The organism is Zoogloea dura (assembly GCF_012927165.1).
In the GTDB taxonomy this organism is placed as follows: Bacteria; Pseudomonadota; Gammaproteobacteria; order Burkholderiales; family Rhodocyclaceae; genus Zoogloea; species Zoogloea dura.
Genome location: NZ_JABBGA010000010.1, coordinates 124810 through 140220, shown reverse-complemented (window position 1 = coordinate 140220; position 15411 = coordinate 124810). Strand labels below are relative to the sequence as shown.

Genomic DNA, 15411 nt, shown 5'->3' with positions numbered 1-15411 from the left:
GTGAAGCACAAGGTCAAATCCATCCACTTCGTCGGCATCGGCGGCGCCGGCATGAGCGGCATCGCCGAGGTGCTGCTGAACCTCGGCTACGAAGTCAGCGGCTCCGACCTGGGCGACAACGCGGCGACCCGCCGCCTCAAGTCGCTGGGTGCCCGGGTGATCCAGGGGCATGCCGCCGAGAACGTGGTCGACGCCGATGCCGTGGTGACGTCCACCGCGGTGAAGGGCGACAACCCGGAGGTGATCGCTGCCCGGGCACGCCATATCCCGGTGGTGCCGCGCGCCCAGATGCTGGCCGAACTGATGCGCCTGAAGCAGGGCATCGCCATTGCCGGCACCCATGGCAAGACCACCACCACCTCGCTGGTGGCCAGCATCCTGGCCGAGGGCGGGCTGGACCCGACCTTCGTGATCGGCGGCAAGCTCAACGCGGCAGGCGCCAATGCGCGCCTGGGCAAGGGCGACTTCCTGGTGGCCGAGGCCGACGAGTCCGACGCGTCCTTCCTGCTGCTGACGCCGGTCATCTCGGTGGTCACCAACATCGACGCCGACCACATGGAAACCTACGGCCACGACTTCGCGCGGCTCAAGCAGTCCTTCGTGGATTTCCTGCAGCATTTGCCTTTCTACGGCGTGGCCGTGCTGTGCGATGACGACAAGCACGTGCGTTCGATCATGCCGCTGGTGTCGAAGCAGATCGTGCGCTACGGCTTCTCAGAATCCGCCAACGTGCGGGCCGAGAACATCCACGCCGCCGACGGCACCATGAGCTTCGATGTGGTGCGGGTCAATGGCACCACCAGCCGCATCTCCGTGGTGCTCAACCTGCCCGGCCGCCACAACGTGCTGAACGCCCTGGCGGCGATCGCCGTGGCCACCGAGGTGGGGGTGTCCGATGAGGCCATCATCAAGGCCCTGGCCGAGTTCAAGGGTGTTGGCCGGCGCTTCCAGCGCTACGGCGAGGTGGCCCTGCCCCAAGGTGGCGTGGCTACGGTCGTCGACGATTACGGCCATCACCCTGTCGAGATGGCGGCAACCATCGCCGCGGCGCGGGGCGCCTTTCCGGACAAGCGGCTGGTGCTGGCCTTTCAGCCCCATCGCTTCACCCGCACCCGGGACTGTTTCGAGGATTTCGTGAAGGTCTTGTCCACCGTCGATGCCCTGCTGCTGGGCGAGGTGTATGCCGCCGGCGAGGCGCCCATCGTGGCCGCCGACGGGCGTTCCCTGGCGCGGGCGCTGCGGGTGGCGGGCAAGATCGAGCCGGTGTTCGTGGAGAGCATCGATGACATGCCGGGGGCAATCCTGTCCGCGGCGCAGGATGGCGACGTGGTGATCACCATGGGTGCCGGCAGTATCGGCGGTGTGCCGGGCAAACTGGTGAGTGGCGAGGTCTAAGGTGTCGAGCAGTCAATTTGGAAAAGTGGCGGTGCTGATGGGCGGATCTTCCGCCGAGCGCGAAATCTCCCTGATGTCGGGCGCTGCGGTGCTGGCTGCCCTGCAGGAGGCGGGCGTGGATGCCCATGCCTTCGATCCCGCCGAGACCGATCTGCACATCCTCAAGGAACAGGGCTACGACCGGGCCTTCATTGCCCTGCATGGCCGTGGTGGCGAGGATGGCACGGTGCAGGGCGCCCTCGAGCTGATGGGCATCCCCTATACCGGCAGCGGCGTGATGGCCTCGGCGATTGCCATGGACAAATGGCGGACCAAGCTGGTGTGGCTGTCCAGTGGCCTGCCGACCCCGCGTTTCGCGATTCTGGATGCGGATACCGACTGGGATGCCGTGGTTGCCGAGCTGGGGCTGCCGATCTTCGTCAAGCCCGTGCATGAAGGTTCCAGCATGGGCGCCACCAAGGTCACTGAGGCGGGGCAGCTGAAGGCGGCCTGGGAGCTGGCCGCGAAGTACGACTCCCTGGTCCTGGCCGAAGAGTTCGTCACCGGCCAGGAGCTCACCGCGCCCTTCCTGGGCGAACGGGCGCTGCCCGTGGTGCGCATCGTTGCGCCGGGCGGCAACTACGACTACCAGAACAAGTACTTCACCGACGATACCCAGTACTTCTGCCCGAGCGGTCTGCCCGAAGCGCTGGAACAGGAGATTCAGGCCGCCATCGTGCGCAGCGCCAGGGTGCTCGGCTGCCGGGGCTGGGGGCGTGCCGACCTGATCCTGCGGGACGACGGCAGTTTCACCCTGCTCGAGATCAACACGGCTCCGGGCATGACCAACCACTCCCTGGTTCCCATGTCGGCCCGGGTGGCCGGCCTGTCCTTCGCGGCCCTGTGCCTGGAAATCCTTGCTGGAGCGCGTCTTGGCTGATTTGCGCGCCTCCTCCAATGTGCCTGCCGGCGCGGGGAAGTCCGCCGCCGGAAAGCGGTCGCGCCCGGCGCGCCCGGTGCGCGATGGAGGCGGTAACGGGCTGTGGGATCGTCCCCAGCTCCTCAATCTCATTTCCGATGCGCTGATGGTCTTTGGTGCGGCGGGGCTGGGCTATGCCGCGGTGGCCGCCATCTCGCGCCTGCCGGTGTACCCGCTGAAGGAAGTGGTGGTCACCACTCCGCTGGCGCAGGTCACCACGGCCCAGCTCGAATACGCAGCGCGCTCGTCGATGCGCGGCAATTTCTTCACGGTTGACCTGGACGACGTGCGGAGCGCCTTCGAGAAGCTGCCCTGGGTGCGCCGGGCCGATGTGCGGCGGCGCTGGCCGGGTGCCATCGAGGTGCGCCTGGAAGAGCACGTGGCCTCCGCCTACTGGCGGGTCGGTGAGACCGGTGACATGCGCCTGGTCAATCGCTATGGCGAGATCTTCACGGCGGCGAGCAATGCCAGGATGCCGATCTTCAGCGGCCCGGAAGGGTCGTCCGGTGTGCTGCTGGCCAAGTTCGACGACTTCACGCACAAGCTCGGGCCCCTGGGCAAACAACTGGTCGGTGTCTCGCTGTCTGCCCGCGAGGCCTGGCAGCTCAAGATGGAAGACGGTCTGACCATCGAGCTCGGCCATGACCAGGCCAAAGCGCCCATCGACGAGCGCCTGTCGCGCTTCGTGGCCCATTACCCCAGGGCCAAGGCCCAATTGAACATGAACGTAGCGGTGGTGGACCTCCGCTACCCCAGTGGTTTCGCCCTCCGGCCAATTCCGTCCGCTGCGCCGGCAGGCAAGCAAGATAGCAAAGGGAAGCGATGAGCAAAGAGTACAAGGAACTGATCGTCGGCCTCGACATCGGCACCTCCAAGATCACCTGTGTGGTGGCCGAACTCAAGCCGGACGGCCGCATGGATGTGGTGGGGCTCGGCACCCAGCCGTCCTCGGGTCTCAAGAAAGGTGTGGTGGTCAATATCGAGGCCACCGTGGATGCCATCTCCCGGGTGATCCAGGAAGTGGAGCTGATGGCCGACTGCAAGATCCGCGATGTCTATACGGGCATTGCGGGCAGTCATATCCGCAGCTTCAACTCCAACGGGATGGTGGCCATCAAGGACAAGGAAGTGTCGCCCATCGACGTGGAGCGGGTCATCGAGACCGCGCGGGCCATGCCCCTGCCGGCAGACCAGCAGATCCTCCACATTCTGACCCAGGAATTCATCATCGACGGGCAGGATGGGGTGCGCGAGCCGATCGGTATGAGCGGCGTCCGCCTCGAGGTGAAGGTGCACATCGTCACCGGCGCCGTGTCGGCCGCCCAGAACATCGTCAAGTGCGTGCGCCGTTGCGGCCTTGAAGTGCTCGATCTGGTGCTGCAGCCCCTGGCCTCCAGCTATGCGACCCTCTCCGATGACGAAAAGGAATTGGGCGTGTGCCTGGTGGATATCGGTGGCGGTACCACCGACCTGGCCGTATTCACCCAGGGTGCCATCCGCCATACCGCGGTGATTCCAATAGCCGGCGACCAGGTCACCAACGATATCGCCATGGCTCTGCGCACGCCGACGGCCGAGGCGGAAGAGATCAAGATCCGTCACGGTGTGGCCATGCATACCCTGGCCGACGCGTCCGAAATGATTGAGGTGCCGGGCGTTGGCGATCGTCCGCCCCGCAAGCTCTCCCGCCAGGCCCTCGCCGACGTGATCGAGCCGCGTGTATGCGAACTCTACGAGCTGGTCCAGGCCGAGCTGCGGCGCAGCGGCTACGAGGAGCTGCTGTCCTCGGGGATCGTGCTGGCCGGTGGTGCTGCGGTGATGCAGGGCATGGTCGAGCTTGGCGAGGAGGTCTTCCACATGCCGGTGCGGATCGGCTATCCGAAGTACGACGGTGCGCTGGCAGACGTGGTTTGCGAACCCCGTTACGCCAATGCGATGGGGCTCGTGATGGAAGGCGCAGCCCAGAAACGGCGGGGTTTCCAAGCACGTCAGACGCGAAATGTGGGGCAGGTCTTTTCGCGCATGCGGTCCTGGTTTGAACGGAATTTCTGAATGGTGGGAAGCGCTGTTTCACAGGCGTTACCTATTTGAATGATTGTGTGCAGCAGGCCCTTATTTAGTTGTAACATCCGCTATTAATACTAAATATGGGCCCGGCTTGCGCATCGTATTAGCCGCGCGGCAACAGGCAGCGCAGATTTCTTTGGAGGCGAGGTTAAATGTTTGAAATTGTTGAAAAGGCGGCCGGTGGCACCAATATCAAGGTGATCGGCGTGGGTGGTGCGGGCGGCAATGCCGTCGACCACATGATCCGTGAAGGTGTGCAGGGGGTGGATTTCATCACCGCCAATACCGATGCCCAGGCCCTGTCGCGCTGCCTGGCGCCCACCAAGGTCCAGCTCGGCAAGACCGGCCTCGGCGCCGGCTCCAAGCCCGAAGCGGGCCGCGCTGCCGCCCAGGAGTCCCGCGATGCCATCGCTGCGGCCCTGGAAGGCGCCCACATGTGTTTCATCACCGCCGGCATGGGCGGTGGCACGGGTACCGGTGCCGCCCCCGTGGTGGCCGAGATCGCCAAGGAAATGGGCATCCTGACCGTGGCCGTGGTGACCAAGCCTTTCGACTTCGAGAACCGTATCCGCGTGGCGGAAAGCGGTGTCGAGGAGCTCTCCAAGCAGGTCGACTCCCTGATCGTCGTGCTCAACGACAAGCTGCTCGAAGTGTACGGTGATGACGCCGGCTTCGAGGACTGCTTCCGCTCCGCCGACAACGTGCTGACCAGCGCGGTGGGCGGCATCGCCGAGATCATCAACGTCCCGGGCCTGGTGAACGTGGACTTCCAGGACGTGCGCACCGCCATGGCCGAGATGGGCCGTGCGATGATGGGGTCTGCCCAGGCCGCTGGCCTCGACCGTGCCCGCATCGCCGCCGAGCAGGCCGCTGTGTCCCCGCTGCTGGAAGGCACCGAACTGTCTGGCGCCCGCTGCGTGCTGATCAACATCACCGCCAGCCGCTCGCTGAAGATGTCCGAGGTGCGTGACGCCGTGAAGACCGTCCAGGCCTTTGCCGCCTCCGAAGCCTTCGTCAAGTACGGCACAGTGTTCGACGAGGCCATGGAAGACCGCATCCGCGTCACCGTGGTGGCCACCGGCCTGGGTGCCGTGCGTGCCGCGGTCATGCGCAAGCCGGAGATCCAGGTGATCCGTACCGGTACCGACAACATCGGTATGGAAGTGGACTACGGCAGCCTGGAAATGCCGGCCGTGATCCGTCGCACCTCGCGCACCACCGTGGAAGCCATGAGCGCCAACGGGATGTCCACCCTTGACATCCCGGCCTTCCTGCGCAAGCAGGCGGACTGACGCGGGGCCTCCGGGCCTTGGGAACGCGCAGCGGGAGGTCGCCTCCATCCGCTGCGCGTTTTTCATTGGCGGGCCGTTTTCGCGGGATGCTGCAGTGCCGCACTCTGGACGTGTTAATATTCAATGACTTGAAAGCGGATCCGGACCATGCTTAAGCAGCGCACCCTCAAAACCGTCGTCAGTGCCACGGGCGTTGGGCTTCACAGCGGCGCCAAGGTCACCCTCACGCTGCGCCCTGCGGCACCGGATACGGGCATCGTCTTCCACCGTGTGGACCTGGAGCCTGTGGTTGATCTGCCCGCTGACCCCTACGCAGTCTGTGACACCCGCATGTGCTCCGGCCTGCTTCAAGGTGACGCCAAGGTCAATACGGTCGAGCACCTGATGTCGGCCCTCGCCGGTCTGGGCGTAGACAACGCGCACATCGACGTGGATGCGGCCGAGATCCCCATCCTCGATGGCAGCGCCGGTCCCTTCGTCTTCCTGATCCAGTCCGCCGGCATCGAGGAGCAGAATGCCCCCAAGCGCTTCCTGCGGGTCAAGAAGGCCGTGGAATATGTGGAGGGCGACAAGTGGGTGCGCCTGGAGCCCTACGATGGCTTCAAGCTGAGCTTCTCGATCCTGTTCAACCACCCCGCCATCGACAGCACCGGTACCTCGGTGGTCATCGACTTTGCCGAGCACTCCTATGTCCGCGAGGTGTCCAGGGCCCGTACCTTCGGCTTCATGCAGGACGTGGAGTTCATGCGCGCCAATGGTCTGGGCCTGGGCGGAAGTCTCGACAACGCCATCGTGATGGACGAGTACCGGGTCCTCAACGCCGATGGCCTGCGCTACGCCGACGAATTCGTGAAGCACAAGGTGCTGGACGCGATCGGCGACCTGTACCTCGCCGGGCACTCCCTGCTGGCCTCCTACAGTGCCTACAAGTCGGGGCATGCCCTGAACAACCAGATCCTGCGGGTGCTGCTCGAAGACGAGTCGGCCTGGGAGATCGTTACCTTCGAAGAAGACGCCCGGACCCCGCCGGCAGTGGCGCGTCTCTTCGATCTGGCCAGCGCCTGAGGCGGGCATGCTGCTGCTCCGCCTCGTTGCCGTGCTGCTGGCAATCGGGATCGGCGGCTCCCTGGCCGCCTTTGTGTTCACGGGGGACCGGCGCTATCTGGCGCTGGGCTGGCGCATGTTCCGCTACGCCATCATCGCAGCCCTGGTGTTCTTCGCGCTGCTGATCCTCGAGCGCGTCTTCGTTCCCTTCGTATAGCCCGCTGCAGTCAACCTGCCCGTTTGACGAAGCGCCGCAGGGCCTTGGCCAACGGTGAATCGGCGGGCAGGGTGTCCGCCAGGCTGCCGAGACCTTCGCGGGTCGTCGTGCTGACGTGGCGTTCCTGCGGGGGCGGAGGGGGCGGGCGATAGTCCTTCACCGCCACCTTCACTTTGATGTCGCGCAGCAGCACCCCGGCCCGGGTGAAGTCGACGAGCAGGCTTGGCACCGCCTGCTTGAGCTTCACGGCGAGGCCGGCGCTTTCCACGTGGATGATCAGCTCTTCCCCCTTCAGGTTGGCGACACGGCATACCTCCCCCATGTAGTCGGGCAGGAAGCCGGCGAGCATCTGCTGCAGCCGCATCAGCCGTGCTGCGTGAGCCTGCAGGCGGGACAGGGCGTCGCCGCTGCCGAGGAAGTTGTCGATGGAACTGGTGCTCATGGGGGCTTGGAAAACAGGAAAGCGTCCCCATGGTATGAACTTGTGCCGGGGCGGACAAGTATGCGTGCAGCCCGGTTGTCCGTCACGGCCGGGTCCGGGTGCCATGATAGAATCGCGGTTTTGCCGCGTTTTCCCTTCGAAATCAAATGATCGCAGGCCTTCTCAAGAAAATTTTCGGTAGCCGCAACGACCGGCTGATTCGCCAGTATTCCCAGACGGTGCGTGCCATCAGCGCCCTCGAGCCGAAGATTCAGGCCCTGTCCGACGACGAGCTGCGCGGCAAGACCGATGAATTCCGTCAGCGCATCGCCCAAGGCGAAGCCCTCGATGCCCTGCTGCCCGAAGCCTTCGCGGTGGTCCGTGAAGCCGGCAAGCGGGTTCATGGCATGCGCCATTTCGACATGCAGATGGTGGGCGGCATGGTGCTGCACGACGGCAAGATCGCCGAAATGCGGACCGGTGAAGGCAAGACCCTCACCGCCACCCTGCCGGTGTATCTCAATGCCCTGTCCGGCAAGGGCGTGCATGTCATCACGGTCAACGACTACCTGGCCAGCCGCGACTCCGACTGGATGGGGCGCATCTACCGCTTTCTGGGCCTGAGCGTGGGCTGCAATCTGTCTCAGATGCCCCACGACCAGAAGAAGGCGGCCTACGCGGCAGACATCACCTACGGCACCAACAACGAGTTCGGCTTTGACTACCTGCGCGACAACATGGTCTACGACCTGTCCGAGCGGGTCCAGCGCGGCCTCAACTACGCCATCGTCGACGAGGTTGACTCCATCCTGATCGACGAGGCCCGTACTCCGCTGATCATCTCCGGCCAGGCCGAGGACCACACCGAGCTCTACGTGCGCATGAACGCGGTGCCGGCCCTGTTGACCCGCCAGGAGGGCGAGGGTGAGGAGATCACCCAGCCGGGCGACTACACCGTCGACCTCAAGGCACACTCGGTGCTGCTCACCGAGCAGGGCCATGAGCACGCCGAGGAGATCCTCGGCCGCCTGGGCCTGCTGCCGGAAGGCTCCAGCCTCTACGATCCGGGCAACATCCTGCTCATCCACCACCTGTACGCCGCCCTCCGGGCCCACGCGCTGTACCACAAGGATCAGCATTACGTGGTGCAGGGTGGTGAAGTCGTGATCGTGGACGAATTCACCGGCCGCCTGATGGCGGGCCGTCGCTGGTCCGAAGGCCTGCATCAGGCGGTGGAGGCGAAGGAAGGCGTGAAGATCCAGGCCGAGAACCAGACGCTGGCCTCGATCACCTTCCAGAACTATTTCCGGATGTACGCCAAGCTGTCCGGCATGACCGGCACGGCCGACACCGAAGCCTACGAGTTCCACCAGATCTACGGCCTCGAAACCGTCGTGGTGCCCACCTCCCGTCCGATGATCCGCAAGGACCAGAACGACAAGGTGTATCGCACGATGAAGGAGAAGCACGACGCCATCACCGCCGACATCAAGGATTGCGTGTCCCGCGGGCAGCCGGTGCTGGTGGGTACCACCTCGATCGAGAACTCCGAGCTGCTGTCCGAGCTGCTGACCCGCGCCAAGCTGCCCCACAACGTGCTCAACGCCAAGCAGCACGCCCGGGAGGCCGAGATCGTCGCCGAGGCGGGTCGCCCGGGAGTGATCACCATCGCCACCAACATGGCCGGTCGCGGCACCGACATCGTGCTGGGCGGCAACGTCGAGAAGCCCGTCTCCCTCATCCGGGAGGACGAAAGCCTCTCCGATGCGGAGAAGGATGCCCAGGTCAATAAGCTCCGTGAGGAGTGGAAGCTGCGCCACGAGCAGGTCCTGAAGGCCGGCGGCCTGAAGATCATCGGTACTGAGCGTCACGAATCCCGCCGCATCGACAACCAGCTGCGTGGCCGCTCCGGCCGCCAGGGCGACCCGGGCGAAAGCCGCTTCTACCTGTCGCTCGAAGATCCGCTGATGAAGATCTTCGCCGGCGAGCGCCTCAACGCGATCATGGTCCGCCTCAAGATGCCGGAAGGCGAGGCGATCGAGGCCGGCATGGTGACCCGCTCGCTGGAAACTGCCCAGCGCAAGGTCGAGCAGCGCAACTTCGACATGCGCAAGCAGTTGCTCGAATACGACGACGTCTCCAACGACCAGCGCAAGGTGATCTACCAGCAGCGTAACGAGTTGCTGGAAAGCACCGACATTTCCGAGACCGTCGCCGCCATGCGCGAAGGCGTGCTCCACGACCTGTTCCGCATCTATGTGCCGGCCGATTCCGTCGAGGAGCAATGGGATCTCTCCGGCCTTGAACTGGCCCTCGAGTCCGAGTACCAGCTCAAGCTGCCGGTGGCCGAATGGGTCAAGGCCGATTCCAGTCTGAGCGACGAAGACCTGATGCGCCGGGTGCTCGAGCTGGCAGCCCAGGCCTACGCCGACAAAGTGGCCCTGGTGGACGCCAATGCCTGGCACGGCTTCGAGCGTAACGTGATGCTGCAGAGCCTCGACACCCACTGGCGCGAGCACCTGGCGGCCCTCGACCATCTGCGCCAGGGCATCCATCTGCGTGGCTATGCCCAGAAGAACCCCAAGCAGGAGTACAAGCGGGAGGCCTTCGAGCTGTTCGAAAACCTCCTGCAGCTCATCCGCACCGAAGTGACCCGCCTGCTCATGACCGTCCAGGTGCGCTCCGAGGCGCAACTGGAGGACGTCGAAGCGCCGCCGGAGCTGGAGAACGTGCAGTATCACCACGCCGACTACGACGAAGCCCTGGCGGCGGCCAACCCGGATCGCGAAAACTCGCTGCCGGTGCAGAACCTGGCTCCCAAGGCAGGCCGCAACGATCCCTGCCCCTGCGGCTCGGGCAAGAAGTACAAGCATTGCCACGGCAAGCTGAGCTGATCTTCCCGCTTGGCGAGACTTCTCCGAGGCCGGCGCAGAGTGCCGGCCTCGGCCGTTGACGGCCCCGATCGGCCCCGATCAGCCTCAAGGCAGGCAGCCTGCCTGCCGTTATCCGGGCAGGTGAATCCATGAACTCCACTGACCGTAATCTCGACCTGACCGGCTGGATAGCGCACATCCGCAATTGCGAGATGCCGGTATTCGGCCGCACTGTCGATGCCCTGCACACCCTCATGGAGGATGAGAAGGCATCGGCCTCCGCGCTGGCCCAGGTCATCCTCAAGGATGCTGCGATGACCACCAAGGTCTTGCGGCTGGCCAACAGCGCGTTCTTCAACCACGCCCATCAAGGTGTGAGCACCGTGTCGCGGGCGATCGTCGTGCTGGGCTTCGATCCGGTCGCCGAGCTGGCTCTTTCGGTGTCCCTGGTTGACTCCTTGCTGAGCGGTGGCGTGCGCAGCCGGGTGCACGAGGAGATGGCCCGGAGTTTCCATGCGGCGGTGCAGGCTCGCTGGGTGGCGATGAAGCGTGGTGGCAGCCAGGGTGAAGAGGTCTTCATTGCCGCCCTGCTGATGCGTGTGGGTGAAATGGCCTTCTGGTGCTTTGGTGGCGGGCAGGCGCGCAGTCTGGATCGCTGCATGATCCAGTCCGGCCTCAAGGAGGATGAAGCGCAGCAGGTGGTCCCGGGCTTCCCGCTGCGACAGCTATCGGTTGGCCTTGTGCGGGAGTGGCGGCTTGGCCCCCTCGTGGCGGCGGCGCTCGAGGGGCGTCCGCGGGCCAGCGGGCCGGAGCGGGCCGTCGTGCTTGGGCACAAGATCGCCCGTGTGGCGGAGCAAGGCTGGGAGTCGCTCGCCGGGCGCCAGCTGCTGAGGGAGCTGGCCGAGTACCTTGAGATGTCGCCGGCAGTGGTCGGGCAGGAGATCGTGGCCAATTCAGCCGTGGCGGCACGTATCGCCTCGACTTTTGGCTCCACGGCTGCAGCGGGCTTGATCCCGCAGGGAAATCTTCCGGTTTCGCCCCCCCCCGAGGTGGTTGCCCCCCCTTCTGGTCCGGATCCGGCCTTGCAGTTGCGCATCCTGCACGATCTGGCGGCGATGACGGTGGGCAGGTCGGACATCTCCGAGATTCTCCAGTTGGCCGTGGAGGGCGTGTTCCGTGGGGTGGCCTGCGATCGTGTGATCCTGGCCATGCTGACGCCAGACCGCCGCCAGTTGAAGGGGCGGCTCGGCTTGGGCGTGGGGGCAGAGGCCTTGTGCGCCCGTTTCGTGTTCTCGATGGATGGTGAGCCGGATGATGTGCTGGACGCCGCCATCGATAGTGCCCAGGCCTGTCGCATCCAGCCAGCTCGCATGGAGCTGCCGGGTATGGAACGGCTGCTCGGGGTCACCGGCTGTGACGAGGCCTTCCTGGTGCCTTTCGGGACGCCTTATCGACAGATCGGTGTCCTGTACGCCGACCTCAACGGGAAGCCCGGGGATGAGGAGCGCTGGCTGGCGCTGCGCCATTTCGCCATGCAGGTGTCCCTGGCGGTCAGCCTGAGGGGCGAGGGCTAGGCAAGACCGGAGGCCGCCGGGGCGGCGGCGCTTCGTTCAGAACGGATCGTTGGGCAGCCCGCCCATGCCGAAGAAGCGGCGCATGTCGTCCATGTCGCGGCGGTAGCGGGGGCGCAGCTCGCGGTAGAGCTTCCCGATATGGCTGCGCAATGCATCCGGCAAGCCCCGGTCCGGCGACTTGACGATCACCAGGAACGGAACCTTGAAGGTCGAATGGACCTTGATCCCGGGGGGCAGGAACTGGCTCGCCAGGGTCTCGAATTCTTCCTTGATGAAGGCTGCCCGCAGGGAGCGTTCGTAGTCGAGGGAGAACAGGTGGGGCTGGTAGCGGGCGTTCATGTAGGCGAAGAAGATCACCGACTTGAGTGATTTGAGCCGCCCGAAGTCTGTCAGGTATACCGCGCCGCCAGGCGTGAGCACGCGGCGTACCGATTGGAAAGTGTTGGCCAGCAGCTCGAGCCTGGGCAGGTGGTGCAGGGCCATGGTGCTGATCACACCGTCCATGGATGCGTCGCCCACTTTCTCCAGGGTGGAGATGTCCCCCTCGATGAAGCGCACGTTCTTCAGCCCGAGATTGCGGACATGGGCTTCCGCGTCGGTGAGCATGGTGGGGGACAGGTCGATGCCGGTGAACTGGATGTCCGGGTTCAGCTGGGCGATCTGGCTCAGTTGGGTGGCAGGCCCGCAGCCCAGGTCCAGCACGCTGCGGGCACCCTGGATGGTCTGGCTGATCCGCGCCGAATGGAACAGGTAGGACGCCGCCATCACGCCATCGATGCGGCCGGCTTCGGCATAGGCCGCGACCTGCTCCGGGTCGTCCATGACCAGGTCGGGCTCGGGTTCGCGAGGCAGGCTTCGTTCCACCAGGAGCTCCCGCAGAAAGACCGGGATCAGGGCAGGGTTCATCATGGTGTGTTTCCCTTTCGTGTCAGGGCGTGTTCAGATGCTCTGCCGCAGGGCATCGACAATGGGCATGCGGACGATGCGCTTGGCGGGCAGGATCGAGGCGAGGACGGTTGCCAGGAAGCCGATGATCCAGGCGCTGGCGATGGTCGAGGGCACCAGCCGGACGTAGGCGGTGTAGCCGACATTGCCGATGGGGGGCGGCGGCATCGGGATGCCGATGGCGGAGATGATCAGCGCGAGCAGTATGCCGACGATGACCCCGGCGGTGGCGCCAATCGCCCCGAGGATGCAGCTCTCGTACATCAGCAGGCGGAAGACATCCTTCTCGCGGTTGCCCAGCGCCTGCAGGGTGCCGAACTCGCTGATGCGCTCAAAGGTGCTCATGTTCATGCTGTTGATGACCGACAGCAGGACCATGAACAGGATGATCAGCTGCAACACCCCGAACTGCCGATCATAGAGGACGATGGTCTTGTCGTAGAAGTCGGACAGCTGGCGCCAGGTCTTGACATCGAGCTTGTCCGGGTCGAGCTGGCCGCGCAGGCCCTTGAAGACCGTGTCGGTGTCTTCGGTCCGGTTCAGCGAGACGACCAGCAGGTTCGCTCCCTTGGTTGCCAGCAGCTCCTGGGCGGCGCGCAGGGGAATGCGTACCGCGCGGGCGTCGAACTCCTGGGAGAAGCTCTGGAAAATCCCGATGACCGTGAACTCCAGGGTATTCAGCGCGCCGTCGGAGGTGTTCATCACGAGGTTCACCGTGTCGCCCGGGTGGAGGTTCAGGGAGTGGGCCACGCCCTGGCCGATGAATACGCCGTATTGATCCTTGTCCGTCAGGGGGCGGCCGGCGGTGACCTTCACATAGGTACCGATACGGGCTTCCTTGTCGGGTTCCACGCCTTCCCCGATGATGCCCAGGTCACGCTTGCCGTTGTTGAGCAGACCGGCGAAGTTGAGGCGCGAGGAGACGGACTCCACGCCGGGGCTGGCGGCTATCGTTGCGGCCAGCTTGTCGGGGGCGTCGATCAGGAAGCGCTCCGGCTGGCGGCTGCCCTTCTCCAGGTAGTCCTTGCGGAACACCTGGATGTGGCCGGTCTGGGAGTGGATGAAAGCTTCGCCGAGCTGGATGAAGATGTCCTGGACGAAGCCACCGGACAGGATGAGGCCGGCCACGCCGATCACGATCGCCGCCAGGGTCATGGCGGTACGCAGCTTCTGGCGCAGGATGTTGCGGGAGGCGAGTTTGAGCAGCATGGCGGTCAGCGCTGGTGGCGCAGTGCGTCGACGATGTTCATCCGTGAGGCCTTCCAGGCGGGCAGGATGCTTGCGAGGAGGGTGGTCACGAACGCCAGTAGGAAGGCATCCAGGGCGAGGCCCGGGGAGACCAGGATCGCACCGATATAGCCGCGCGCCATGCCCGGCGGTGGCGGCATCGGGATGCCGACGGCCGAGATCGCAGCCGCGACGAGATAACCCAGACCGATGCCGAGCAGCCCGCCTATGGTGCCGAGGAGGAGGCCTTCACAGATGAACAGCGCCATGATCCCGCTGCGGCGGACACCCAGGGCCATGGAGGTGCCGATTTCTCCCGTGCGTTCGGCGACGGCCATCGACAGGGTGTTCGAGATGGTCAGGATGACGATGATGGCGATCAGCAGGCGCACGACGCCCACCTGCTTTGAAAACAGCGTTACCGTCTTGGTGTAGAAGTCGGCCAGCTGTTCCCAGGGAACGACTTCGAACTCCTTCGGGGGCAGCTTGGAGCGGAAGAGCTCGGCGGTGGGCTGGGTCTGGGATGTCTCGTGGAGCAGGACCACCCAGCTCGTGGCGCCCTGGACCCGCATCAGCTTGCGGGCGACCGGAATGGGAACCCGCAGGGCGGTATCGTCATAAGCCTTGGTGCTGGTGGCGAAGAGCCCGGCGACCGTAAGCTCCACCGCATTGATGCTGCCGTTCGAAGTGGTGACGAGCAGGACGATGCGATCACCGGCGGCAACCCCCAGGTTGGCCGCCAGTCCTTCGCCGACTATGGCGGAGTCGGGTGGGCTGGCAGTCAGGTCCTTGCCGGACACAATCGAGATTGCACTGGTGATCGGTGCTTCGCGCACCGGGTCGATCCCTTCCCCGATGAACGATACGGTCGAGTCTTCCTTGCTGACCAGGCCGCTGAAGGCCAGGCGGGGCGAGACCGCGCTGATCTGATCGGGGGCGATGGCCGATACCGCGGACGTGTCGTCCGGCAACAGGTAGCGGTAGGGGTCGCTGATGCCCTCCTTGAAGTAGCCTGGCCGGGTGATCTGGATGTGCCCCAATTGGGCGTGGATGGTGGCCTCCCGCATCTGCAGGAAGATCCAGTGGATGAAGCCGCCCGCCAGCAGGAAGGCCACCACCCCGCCGCAGACAGTGCCTAGCGCAAGCAGGGAGCGTCTCCGCTGGCGCGTCAGGTTGCGTGAGGCCAGGTCGACGATGCCGCGGAGGATGCCAAGATTCAGTTTCATCTTGTCCTCGCTGCAGGGTGAGCGCCACCGGGGGCTGGCAGGTGCCTGGAGCTATGCATGCGTGCCATGGGGGTCGATTCCTGTTCCTGGCGTGTTGAATGAGGGCGTGAGCGAAAGGTACGCCCGGACGCCCATGCCGACATGGTAGCCCAAAGACCTTCCTCGGCGGATG

The 15411-nt window shown here is 65.0% G+C and carries 13 protein-coding genes; 9 read left to right on the top strand and 4 right to left on the bottom strand.

Going from position 1 to position 15411, the window contains the following annotated elements; genetic code table 11:
* From murC to HHL15_RS13945, 7 genes are all read left to right on the top strand, one after another.
* Entirely contained in the window at positions 1-1395 is a 1395-nt protein-coding gene (gene murC, locus HHL15_RS13975; protein WP_169146398.1) for a UDP-N-acetylmuramate--L-alanine ligase, read from the top strand.
* Position 1396: 1 nt separating this feature from the next.
* On the top strand, positions 1397-2314 hold the full coding sequence (locus tag HHL15_RS13970; protein WP_328825039.1) for a D-alanine--D-alanine ligase: 918 nt from the start codon (positions 1397-1399) through the stop codon (positions 2312-2314).
* Entirely contained in the window at positions 2307-3179 is an 873-nt protein-coding gene (locus tag HHL15_RS13965; RefSeq protein ID WP_235943393.1) for a cell division protein FtsQ/DivIB, read from the top strand. The genes HHL15_RS13970 and HHL15_RS13965 overlap by 8 nt, the downstream gene beginning before the upstream one ends.
* A complete protein-coding gene (ftsA, locus tag HHL15_RS13960; protein ID WP_169146396.1) occupies positions 3176-4405 on the top strand; it encodes a cell division protein FtsA in 1230 nt (409 codons plus the stop codon). The genes HHL15_RS13965 and ftsA overlap by 4 nt, the downstream gene beginning before the upstream one ends.
* 167 nt (positions 4406-4572) lie before the next feature.
* Positions 4573-5712 (top strand): cell division protein FtsZ, encoded by a 1140-nt coding sequence (gene ftsZ, locus HHL15_RS13955; RefSeq protein ID WP_169146395.1) that lies wholly within the window; start codon positions 4573-4575, stop codon positions 5710-5712.
* 147 nt (positions 5713-5859) lie between these two features.
* Positions 5860-6777, top strand: coding sequence for a UDP-3-O-acyl-N-acetylglucosamine deacetylase (gene lpxC / locus HHL15_RS13950; protein WP_169146394.1), 918 nt, complete (start codon positions 5860-5862; stop codon positions 6775-6777).
* Between the two features lie 7 nt (positions 6778-6784).
* A complete protein-coding gene (locus tag HHL15_RS13945) occupies positions 6785-6973 on the top strand; it encodes a hypothetical protein (RefSeq protein WP_169146393.1) in 189 nt (62 codons plus the stop codon).
* A gap of 10 nt (positions 6974-6983) precedes the next feature.
* Here HHL15_RS13945 and HHL15_RS13940 read toward each other — a convergent pair whose 3' ends face one another.
* Complete coding sequence (locus HHL15_RS13940; protein WP_169146392.1) at positions 6984-7415, bottom strand: DciA family protein; 432 nt, start codon at positions 7413-7415, stop codon at positions 6984-6986.
* Positions 7416-7561: 146 nt separating this feature from the next.
* Here HHL15_RS13940 and secA point away from each other — a divergent pair, with 146 nt between their 5' ends.
* Positions 7562-10288, top strand: coding sequence for a preprotein translocase subunit SecA (gene secA / locus HHL15_RS13935; RefSeq protein WP_169146391.1), 2727 nt, complete (start codon positions 7562-7564; stop codon positions 10286-10288).
* A gap of 128 nt (positions 10289-10416) precedes the next feature.
* Positions 10417-11841 carry an HDOD domain-containing protein gene (locus HHL15_RS13930; protein ID WP_169146390.1) on the top strand — a complete coding sequence of 475 codons (1425 nt, stop codon included), beginning with the start codon at positions 10417-10419 and terminating at the stop codon, positions 11839-11841.
* Between the two features lie 36 nt (positions 11842-11877).
* Here the strand turns inward: HHL15_RS13930 and HHL15_RS13925 are convergent, their stop codons facing one another.
* Genes HHL15_RS13925 through HHL15_RS13915 form a run of 3 tightly spaced genes read right to left on the bottom strand, consistent with a single transcriptional unit; the run spans position 11878 to position 15239 of the window.
* Positions 11878-12750, bottom strand: a complete 873-nt coding sequence (locus HHL15_RS13925) for a class I SAM-dependent methyltransferase (protein ID WP_169146389.1) — start codon at positions 12748-12750, stop codon at positions 11878-11880.
* Positions 12751-12780: 30 nt separating this feature from the next.
* Positions 12781-13995 (bottom strand): ABC transporter permease, encoded by a 1215-nt coding sequence (locus HHL15_RS13920; RefSeq protein ID WP_206198759.1) that lies wholly within the window; start codon positions 13993-13995, stop codon positions 12781-12783.
* A gap of 5 nt (positions 13996-14000) precedes the next feature.
* A complete protein-coding gene (locus HHL15_RS13915) occupies positions 14001-15239 on the bottom strand; it encodes an ABC transporter permease (protein ID WP_169146388.1) in 1239 nt (412 codons plus the stop codon).
* Positions 15240-15411: the final 172 nt, after the last annotated feature.

What these genes read in the sequence shown, in the direction of transcription:
- ftsA (WP_169146396.1), top strand. Translation starts at nt 3,176, where the DNA reads ATGAGCAAAGAGTACAAGGAACTGATCGTCGGCCTCGACATCGGCACC.
- ftsZ (WP_169146395.1), top strand. Translation starts at nt 4,573, where the DNA reads ATGTTTGAAATTGTTGAAAAGGCGGCCGGTGGCACCAATATCAAGGTG.
- lpxC (WP_169146394.1), top strand. Translation starts at nt 5,860, where the DNA reads ATGCTTAAGCAGCGCACCCTCAAAACCGTCGTCAGTGCCACGGGCGTT.
- HHL15_RS13945 (WP_169146393.1), top strand. Translation starts at nt 6,785, where the DNA reads ATGCTGCTGCTCCGCCTCGTTGCCGTGCTGCTGGCAATCGGGATCGGC.
- HHL15_RS13940 (WP_169146392.1), bottom strand. Translation starts at nt 7,415, where the DNA reads ATGAGCACCAGTTCCATCGACAACTTCCTCGGCAGCGGCGACGCCCTG.
- secA (WP_169146391.1), top strand. Translation starts at nt 7,562, where the DNA reads ATGATCGCAGGCCTTCTCAAGAAAATTTTCGGTAGCCGCAACGACCGG.
- HHL15_RS13930 (WP_169146390.1), top strand. Translation starts at nt 10,417, where the DNA reads ATGAACTCCACTGACCGTAATCTCGACCTGACCGGCTGGATAGCGCAC.
- HHL15_RS13925 (WP_169146389.1), bottom strand. Translation starts at nt 12,750, where the DNA reads ATGATGAACCCTGCCCTGATCCCGGTCTTTCTGCGGGAGCTCCTGGTG.
- HHL15_RS13920 (WP_206198759.1), bottom strand. Translation starts at nt 13,995, where the DNA reads ATGCTGCTCAAACTCGCCTCCCGCAACATCCTGCGCCAGAAGCTGCGT.
- HHL15_RS13915 (WP_169146388.1), bottom strand. Translation starts at nt 15,239, where the DNA reads ATGAAACTGAATCTTGGCATCCTCCGCGGCATCGTCGACCTGGCCTCA.